Below are 9,230 nucleotides of genomic sequence, written 5' to 3' on the forward strand. Positions count from 1 at the left end.
GGAAGTGAGGGCGTGACTGCTTTGATGGACAAGAAGACTTTCCGCTCCTGGCAAAGGCAGCGGCTGGCGGATTTCGCCAAGACTCCGGCTAAAAAAAGGCAAGACCAGGAATTGACTTCCCTGGCCCTGCAGCATCCCCTGGTCCAGGAGGCGAAAAAAATTGGCCTGACCCTACCCATGCTGCTGGAAGTGGACATAAATGGCTTGATTAAAGAGCTGCGGGGAGAGGGTAAGGAGCTCTATCTGGCTAAGTGCCATCCCGGCTGGCAGCTGGACTTTTTAAAATGGGACGAAGGCGCTCCCTTAATGCAGACCAAGTTCGGGGTCTGGGAGCTGGCGGAAGAAAAAGAAGCTGATAACGCCTTGGACCTGCTTTTTGTTCCCGGCCTGGCCTTCAGTCCGGCGGGCAAGAGCCGGATTGGTTTTGGCGGGGGCTACTACGACCGCTTTTTGGCCCAAAATTCCGTCCAGACCCTGGCCCTGGTCAACTCAGCCATGTACTTTAAGACTCCGGTCTGGCCAATGGAAGACCATGACCAGGCCATGGATGATTTGATTATTGTAAAGGAGGCCGGTGATGAATAATCTGCGGCGTAATTATATGACAACCGCGCTGGTTGTGGTCCTCTTTGCCGTTTTTCTGGTGGAAACCTTTATGGGCGGTTCTGAGAGCACTTCTGTTTTGCTGAAAATGGGGGCTATGTTCAACCCGGCCGTGGTTATGGAAGGACAGTGGTGGCGCCTGTTTACCGCCCAGTTCCTCCATATCGGGATCATGCACATCGCTTCCAACGCGATTATGATCTACTATATCGGCCAGTACGCTGAGCCGGTTTTTGGCCACTGGCGCTTTTTGCTGATCTACCTGCTGTCAGGAGTGGGCGGCAGTCTTTTAACCTTGGCTTTTGGCAATGATCAGGCCATCAGTGCCGGGGCCTCAACTGCCCTCTTTGGCCTCTTTGGGGCCATGATCTGCGCCGGCTTTAAGGATAAAGACAATACCCTTTTGTCCTTCCTGGGCCGGCAGGCTTTGGCCTTAGCGGTCATCAACCTGGTCCTGGACGTCTTCATGCCTGACGTGGATATTCTGGGCCACTTGGGCGGTTTGATCACCGGGGCCTTGCTGGCGGTAATCCTGGGTGACGCGACCTATAAAGGCTACGGCAAGGGCGGCCGGCTATTGGCCGCGGCTGGCTTGATTGTCTATGTGGTTTTGATTTTGCGTTTAGGAATGGTAGTGACGGTATAATGACTGTTTTGAAAAATCTTTACGATGTCCAGCAGCTTTTGAAAAAATACGGCATCCTGGTCCACTTGGGCAAGCGGAAGTGGGACATCGAATTAATGGCGATTGAATTAGACAATTTGTATAAGGCAGGCCTCTTGGAGAAAAAAATCTATTTAAACGCGAAACTGGTCTTAAAGCATGAGCACGAATACGAAGAACGGCTTGAGCGGGAAAAAAGGCTGGACTAGCTAGCCCCAGGCTGAATTTAGCGTTATTATGAGATAAGACTTGCAAGAAGGAGCTTTTTTACATGACCAATTTTTTAATCGTTCTTGACGTCATCTTGGGCGTCATCCTGCTGGGCTTCCTGGGCTTCTGGGCCTACAACCGGATCCAGGCCAAGCGCCTGGGCGGGGAGCTGACCAACGAAGAATTCAAGGCCGGGATGCGGAAGGCGCAGATCATCGACGTCCGCGAAGCCAATGAGTTCAAGCATGAACATATTGATGGGGCAAGAAACATCCCATATACCATGTTCAAGTACCAATACACCGAACTGCGGCCAGACCTGCCGGTCTACCTCTACTCGGACTCTTTGACCATGACCATGCGCTGTGCCAGCATCCTGCGCAAGCACAATTTTGCCAAGGTCTTTTACCTCAAGGACGGCTTCTCCCAATGGGACGGCCGCAAGAAGGCAGCCAAGAACTAAGCTGAAAGCTTGCTGAGAAAATTTCTCAAGCAGGCTTTTTTGGTTTATGATGATAGAAGAGAAAATTGCAGGAGGATTTTATGCAGAAAGTAGTGGCCATAGTCGGGCCGACCGCCGTGGGCAAGACCAGCCTGGCTATCGAGATCGCCAAGAAACTGGACGGGGAGATCGTCTCCGGGGACTCCATGCAGATCTACAAAGAAGTAGCCATTGGCACGGCCAAGGCCAGCCGGGAAGAGCAGGCAGAAGTCAAGCACTACCTGGTAGATGCCCACTCGGTCTTTGAGGATTTTTCCGTAAAAAATTTCGTTGATGAGGCCCGGTCCGCCATCGGAGAGATCGCGGGCAAGGGCAAGCTGGCGATTATCGCAGGCGGAACTGGCTTTTACGTCAATGCCCTTTTAAATGACATGCAGCTGGGGGACAAGGAAGAAGAAGCAGCCAGCGTGGATCCGGAATGGGAAGACTTTTTAGCAGCTAACGGCCCCCAGGCCTTGTGGGAGGAATTAAACAAGAAAGACCCGGAAGCTACTAAGAAGATCCCGGTGGCCAACAGCCGAAGAAGCCTTAGGGCCCTCAGCGTGATCAGCCGGACGGGCGGGCTTTTTTCCAAGCAGCAGGCAGAAATTAAGCCCCGCTATGACTACTTGATCATCGGCTTAAACAGTGACCGGGAGGCCATCTACCAGCGGATCAACCAGAGAGTGGACTTGATGATGGAGGCCGGGCTGTTAGAAGAGGCACGCTTTGTCTACGAGCACCGGGCAGGTGAGCACCAGGTCCTGCAGGCTATCGGCTATAAGGAATTTTTCCCTTATTTTGCAGGAGAGGCCAGCTTGGAAACCTGCGTGACGGCCCTTAAGACGGCCTCAAGGCGGTATGCCAAGCGGCAGCTGACTTACTTTAGGAATAAATTGCCGGTTGAGTGGTATGATCCCTTGACGGATCCCAACTGTGCTAACCGGATTGCTGTCAGAATAGAAGAATGGATGAAGTAAGAAAAATGAGAAAATTACCAGAAGAATTAAAGGCAATCCTGGCTGAAGTTGACCAGAAAATTGCCCCCCCGCCTGCGGGAGATTGACGACCAGGTGGTCTATAACCAGGGAAAGGTCCTCAAGGCCTTTGTCGACCACCAGGTGGCGGAAGCTGACCTCAAGGGGACCAACGGCTACGGGGACAATGACATCGGCCGAGAAAAGCTGGAAGCCATCTATGCCCAGGTTTTCCAGACTGAAGACGCCCTGGTCCGGCCCCAGTTCGTCTCCGGTACCCACACCCTGGCCGTGGCGTTAGACGGCAACCTTTTGCCAGGTGAAACTTTGACCTATCTGACCGGGATGCCTTATGACACCATGCAGCAGGTGATCGGCCTGGCCCCGAAGAAGCGGGGGACATTGATCCAGAAGGGGATCAACTTCTCCTACGTGCCTTTAAACGAAGAAGGCGGGGTTGACTACGAAGAAGCGGAAAAGGTTCTCAAGCGCGACCAGCCCCATATCGTGGTCATCCAGCGGTCTAGGGGCTATGACACCCGGCAGAGCTACACGGTTGACCAGATCAAGGAAATGACTGCTTTTATTAAAAAGGTCAGCCCAGAAAGCTTGGTTTTCGTCGACAACTGCTATGGGGAATTTTCTGAAAAGCATGAGCCGACTGAATACGGGGTCGACTTTATGGCCGGCTCCTTGATCAAGAACGCCGGCGGCGGGATCGCCCAGACTGGCGGCTACATCGTCGGCAAAGGGGAACTGGTCGAAAACGCGGCTATCCGCTTGACGGCTCCGGGGATCGGCAAGGAAGAAGGGGCCACCTTGACCAACATGCACGAGTTTTATGAAGGCTTCTTCCTGGCTCCGCACACAACCGGTGAAGCCATCAAGGGGATGATCTTCTCAGCAGCTCTTTTGGAAAAAATGGGCTGTGAAGTCACGCCAAAATGGCATGAACCGCGAACCGACCTCATTCAGACGATCATCTTCAATGATCCGGAAAAGATGATCAATTTTACTAAAGAAGTGCAGAAAAATTCGCCAATTGACTCCTTCGTTGAGCCAATTCCAAGCGATATGCCAGGTTACGAAGATAAGGTTATCATGGCCGCCGGCAATTTCGTCTCTGGTTCAACCATGGAATTCTCAGCAGATGGCCCGATCCGGCCGCCTTACGCCCTCTACATGCAAGGTGGTCTAACTTATGCTCACGATAGAATAGCAGTTACAAATGCCGTAAATCATTTGTTTTTTAAGGAAAATGGCTAAAAGTCCTTTTTTATTAAAAAGGTCTTTAGACCAATTTGACCTCACGCAGTTAGAGTGGTATCTTTAAAGCATCGATTAGCATAGAGCCAATTGAGTAGTTGATCGTAAATTTATTCTTGATTTTTAAAGGTGAGAACATGAGCAAGGTAATTACTGAAGAAGAAATCCGCAAAGATGTAGAAGAGAAGAACGTTCGCTTTTTGCGTTTGGCCTTCACTGACATTAACGGTACGCTGAAGAACTTGGAAGTTCCTGTCAGCCAATTGGACGACGTCTTGGGCAACCAAACCCGTTTTGACGGTTCATCAATCGACGGCTTCGTTCGTCTGGAAGAAAGTGACATGGTTCTGTACCCAGACCTGGCAACTTGGTTAGTTCTGCCATGGACGACTGTTGAAGAAGGCACGATCGGTCGCCTGGTTTGCTCAGTTCACAACGTAGACGGCACTCCATTTGAAGGTGACCCACGCAACAACTTGAAGAAGGTTATTGCGGAAATGGAAGAAATGGGCTTCTCCGACTTTGAAATCGGCTTTGAAGCTGAATTCTTCCTCTTCAAGGAAGGCAAGAACGGGGAAGAAACCACCAAGGTTTCCGACCACAGCTCATACTTCGACATGGCTTCTGAAGACGAAGGCGCCAAGTGCCGCCGGGAAATCGTGGAAACTTTGGAAAAGCTGGGCTTCCGCGTAGAAGCTGCCCACCACGAAGTCGGCGATGGCCAGCAGGAAATCGACTTCCGCTTCGACAATGCCTTAGCAACTGCTGACAAGTTGCAAACCTTCAAGATGGTTGTCAAGACTATCGCCCGCAAGTACCACCTGCACGCAAGCTTCATGGCTAAGCCAGTTGAAGGTTTGGCCGGCAACGGGATGCACACCAACATGTCCCTCCTCAAGGACGGCAAGAACGCCTTCTACGACAAGGATGGCCAATACCACCTGTCAACTACTGCCTTGACCTTCTTGAACGGGATTTTGGAACACGCCCGCGCTATTACCTGCGTGGCTAACCCAACGGTCAACTCCTACAAGCGGCTGATCCCAGGCTTTGAAGCCCCAGTTTACATCTCATGGGCTAGCCGGAACCGGTCACCAATGGTCCGGATTCCTAACGCCAACGAAGTCGGCACTCGTTTGGAAATGCGGTCAACTGACCCAACTGCTAACCCATACTTGCTTTTGTCAGCCTGCTTGAAGGCTGGCTTGACCGGGATCAAGGAAGGCAAGCTGCCAATGGCACCTGTAACTTCCAACCTGTTTGAAATGACTGATGACGAACGCAAGGAACTGGGCATCAAGCCATTGCCATCAACCCTGCACAATGCTATCAAGGCCTTCAAGGAAGACGAAGTCGTCAAGTCTGCCTTCAGCGAACACATCATTGACAGCTTCCTGGAATTGAAGGAAACTGAATGGGCTCTGTACACCCAATCAGTTTCAGAATGGGAAGTAAAGCGCTACTTCAACTACTAAAGTTCAGAATACGATATTTATCATTGACTAATCAGAAAGTCTGCCTTTTGGGCAGGCTTTTTTCTTATGAAGAAATCAGACGTAATTATCTTAATCAAGCTGGCGCTTGCTAGCGCTTTACTGCTGGATAATCGAAAAAAGGCAAAGAGATTTTTGCCAGCCTTAGCGCAGAGGGGAAAAATATGGTAAAATCTAATTTGTTTTTAAGCAAAAATCATTATTATTGATTGAGACTAAAGAAGGTTTTAGAGTGAGCAGCAAGAGCGCAAGTGTTTCCCCGGCTAAAGCGGGGCGGATGGAGAAGGAAAAGGGCAAGTCGATTTATTCCAAAGACGTCATCTTGGTCATGACCGCCTCCTTCCTGTTTTTGTTCGGGACCATGTTCAATAACCCATTGATCAACGGCTATGCTGAAAGCCTGGGGGCTAGCAGCGTTTTAGCCGGGGTGATCGTGGGGATTATGAGCTTCGCGGCCATGTTTCTCCGGCCAATCGCCGGCAACTTGACTGACAAGTTCTCCAAGTACCAGCTGTCTTTTATCGGCGGGGTGCTGATCCTTATCGGGATCGTGGGCTATATTGTTTCGCCTAACGGGGAGCTCTTGCTCTTGTTTAGAATCATCAACGGGACTGGTTTTGTCCTTTGCACGGTCTGCATGACCACCTGGATCGCCTTCCTGGTTCCCCGCCAGCACGTCGGGTCGGCCATGGGTTTGTACGGGCTGATGAATGCTTTGGCCATGTCCATTGCCCCGGCTATTTCCATCAACCTTTATAAGGTGATTGGCTACCGGAAAACTATGATGCTGCCAGCCGCGGCAACTTTGATCATGATCATCATCATCCAGTTCGTCGGCAACCGGGCTGTTCCTAGTCCCCGGCAAAAAGAAAAGAAGCAGTTCAAGATGATCTCCGTCAACGCTTTGCCAGTAGCACTTTTGACGACCTGTTTCGGGATTCCATACTTCGTCACCCAGGCCGACATCGTGACTTACGTGGCCAAGATGCACATGCCAGTGGCGGTAGGGAGCTACTTCTTCATCTACGCCATCGTCTTGCTCTTGATCCGGACCTTCCTCAAGAACTACTTTGACACGGTCCGCTTCGGGGTCTGGTTCTGGCTGAGCCTGGTGGCTACGGCCATTTACCTGGTCCTTTTGGCCTACATGAGCAGCAACTGGATGATGGCCCTGGGGGCGGCCGGGATGGCGGTCGGCTATGGCTTGATCTACTCCGTCCTGCAGTCAACGGCCCTGCTTTTGTCACCGGCCAATGAACAGGGCCTGGGCAGCTCCACCTTTTACCTGGGTCTGGACATCGCCATGGCCTTTGGGCCGATGCTGGCCGGGGTTGTGGCCAAGGCTCTGCCGGGCCGCTGGTTCTACCTGGTTCAGCTGATCGTGGTACCTTTGGCCTTGATCGTTTACCTGATTTGGCGCAAGCGCCTGAACGGGGCAATTGATAATCACTAAAATCAAAAAAATAAGCCAGCCGCCAGGATGGTTTTTCTTTTGCCTCCCAATTAGCTATAATGAATGAAAGCGTAAATTTTTTGGAAGGAATAAAACAATAATGGAAATCGAGAAATTGAAGGCAGACTACATCAATTGGCTGGCGGGACAGACAGTTTTTAAGCCTTGGTCAGACACGGTTTTCCAGGTGGAAAACGAACTGGTTGATGCTTACGGCCGCAAGCCTTTTGTCCTGGTCGAAAAAAACGGGGACCAGTACACGGTAACTGATGACGGCTACCTCATGTTCAAGTACAACCCATTGGAAGAAAACGAGGATTTGAACGAGTACGCGGCCGGGATGATTATGGCCGCTGGTTTTGACTTTGATGAAGACCATGCCGTGATTGAGCAGACAATCAGTGAAGAAAGTTTGCCTGGCGCTATCAATGCCTTGATGCAGCTGGAAATCATGATTTCTTTTATTGCTTAAGAAGTAAGGAGGAAGAATATAAAAGTATGGATTCTTTAGATGAAACCGGCAAGCGGAAATATATTTCCTGGCCGGTGATCGCTCTGATGGACTTCGTGACCGTGATTGGTTTCGATGACATCATCTACAATTTTCAAAACCAGGGTCTGGCTGTGGTCAGCGACTGGGTTTTGCTCTTGGTCTTGTTCGTCATTCCTTATGAAATGATGGTCGGTCACCTGGGCAGCGTTTTTGCCAAAGAAGGGGGCGGTTTGTCCTCCTGGATCCGGCATACCTCTGGCGACAAGATGGGCTACATTACTGCCTGGTGCTACTGGGTGGTTTCTCTGCCTTACCTGGTTGACGTGGCCAACTCAACCGTCATTTCCTTTGCCTGGCTCTTTAAGGGGCGGGCACTGGATGATAATGAAATGTCCAACTGGGTCTTTGCCTTGTTCACGGCTTTGATCTTCGTGGCCTTCATTTTCTTCCAGCACAAATTTGCCAACTCCTTGCAATGGCTGTCCATTATCGGGGGCGGAGCCATGTTTGTAATGACCATTCTTTTTGTCATTATGACCTTTGCCTACCTGGGCGAGGGGCGATCGGTAGCGACCCAGCCCTTCCACTTCAAGAACTTCCTGCCGACTTTTGACATGAAGTTCATGATGTCCCTGGGGCTCTTGATTTTTGCCATGAACGGCAGTGAATTCGTCGCCCCTTATGTCAATGAAATGAAAAATGGTCCCCGGGACTTCCCGAAGGCTATGTACATGCTGGCCGCGATGACGGGCTTCTTGACTATCTTTGGTTCCTTCAGTTTAGGTGTCTTCTTTAATGCCCACAAGCTGCCGGATGACCTCAAGATGAACGGGTCCTACTACGCCTTCCAGGCCATGGGGGACAAGTTTGGGATGGGCAACTTCTTCTTGTATGCCTTCATCATCACTCAAGCCCTCTACATGCTGGCCCAGCTGGCGGTATTGGTTGACGGCGGGGCCCGGATCTTCCTGTCTGACACGGCCAAGCAGTACCTGCCAAAGCAATTGACCAAGGTGGACAAGAACGGCCTGCCAATCAACGGCTACTGGCTGACCACCTTCATTTGCTCAGTTTTGCTCTTCTTGAGCTCAACTTTGCCAACGGTCAACGACATCTTCAACCAGCTTTTGAACTTGAACGGGATCGTATCACCTTACGTGACCGGCCTGCTTTTCTGGGCCTTCATCAAGGTGCGGATGCATGAAGAAGATTATCCGTCAGCTTACGTCTACATTAAGAACCGGAAGTTTGCCATCTTTGTCGGCTGGTGGTGCTTGATCGTGACCCTGACCGGGGCTACCTTCGGGATTGTCCCAATCGATGCTAAATTCGGGACGGCCAAGTGGACCCACATGCTGATTCTTAACATCGTTGAACCTCTCTTCATGATTGCTCTCGGCGTAATTTTGCCGCTCATTGCCAAGTGGCAGAGAAAGCGCGACGGTGAAGAAGGGTAAAAAAATAGATTCAGTTAAAATAATTGACCAAAAGAAAAAGAGAAGCAATTTGCTTCTTTTTGATGTGACCCCCAAAATTGGGACAAATTAATATTAAGCCGTTAAGGTTGTTAAAACATGATTCCGATATTCA

Annotated in this window: 10 protein-coding genes and 1 pseudogene; all 11 read left to right on the plus strand. The window is 50.7% G+C overall.

Annotated elements, in window-relative coordinates; genetic code table 11:
- Positions 1-12: 12 nt before the first annotated feature.
- The 11 genes and pseudogenes from DS743_RS03100 (at position 13) to DS743_RS03150 (ending at position 9,097) form a co-directional block, all read left to right on the plus strand.
- On the plus strand, positions 13-585 hold the full coding sequence (locus tag DS743_RS03100) for a 5-formyltetrahydrofolate cyclo-ligase (protein WP_003620149.1): 573 nt from the start codon (positions 13-15) through the stop codon (positions 583-585).
- Entirely contained in the window at positions 578-1,249 is a 672-nt protein-coding gene (locus DS743_RS03105; RefSeq protein WP_035184705.1) for a rhomboid family intramembrane serine protease, read from the plus strand. Before DS743_RS03100 ends, DS743_RS03105 begins: the two co-directional genes overlap by 8 nt.
- Entirely contained in the window at positions 1,249-1,476 is a 228-nt protein-coding gene (locus tag DS743_RS03110; protein WP_003614169.1) for a YqgQ family protein, read from the plus strand. The genes DS743_RS03105 and DS743_RS03110 overlap by 1 nt, the downstream gene beginning before the upstream one ends.
- A 62-nt stretch (positions 1,477-1,538) precedes the next feature.
- Positions 1,539-1,940 (plus strand): rhodanese-like domain-containing protein, encoded by a 402-nt coding sequence (locus tag DS743_RS03115; protein WP_003614167.1) that lies wholly within the window; start codon positions 1,539-1,541, stop codon positions 1,938-1,940.
- 80 nt (positions 1,941-2,020) lie between these two features.
- Positions 2,021-2,938: a tRNA (adenosine(37)-N6)-dimethylallyltransferase MiaA gene (gene miaA / locus DS743_RS03120; protein ID WP_141372540.1), complete on the plus strand. Its 918-nt coding sequence runs from the start codon at positions 2,021-2,023 to the stop codon at positions 2,936-2,938.
- A 5-nt stretch (positions 2,939-2,943) separates the two neighbouring features.
- Positions 2,944-4,201, plus strand: a pseudogene (locus DS743_RS03125) (methionine gamma-lyase family protein).
- 137 nt (positions 4,202-4,338) lie between these two features.
- Positions 4,339-5,676, plus strand: coding sequence for a type I glutamate--ammonia ligase (glnA, locus tag DS743_RS03130; protein ID WP_035184703.1), 1,338 nt, complete (start codon positions 4,339-4,341; stop codon positions 5,674-5,676).
- Between the two features lie 66 nt (positions 5,677-5,742).
- Entirely contained in the window at positions 5,743-5,865 is a 123-nt protein-coding gene (locus DS743_RS03135; protein ID WP_003614170.1) for a hypothetical protein, read from the plus strand.
- Positions 5,866-5,926: 61 nt separating this feature from the next.
- A complete protein-coding gene (locus tag DS743_RS03140; RefSeq protein ID WP_035184702.1) occupies positions 5,927-7,147 on the plus strand; it encodes an MFS transporter in 1,221 nt (406 codons plus the stop codon).
- A gap of 100 nt (positions 7,148-7,247) precedes the next feature.
- Positions 7,248-7,619: a hypothetical protein gene (locus tag DS743_RS03145; protein WP_025895849.1), complete on the plus strand. Its 372-nt coding sequence runs from the start codon at positions 7,248-7,250 to the stop codon at positions 7,617-7,619.
- Between the two features lie 26 nt (positions 7,620-7,645).
- Complete coding sequence (locus DS743_RS03150) at positions 7,646-9,097, plus strand: APC family permease (RefSeq protein WP_013439892.1); 1,452 nt, start codon at positions 7,646-7,648, stop codon at positions 9,095-9,097.
- Positions 9,098-9,230: the final 133 nt, after the last annotated feature.

The organism is Lactobacillus leichmannii (assembly GCF_024701915.1).
GTDB lineage: Bacteria > Bacillota > Bacilli > Lactobacillales > Lactobacillaceae > Lactobacillus > Lactobacillus delbrueckii.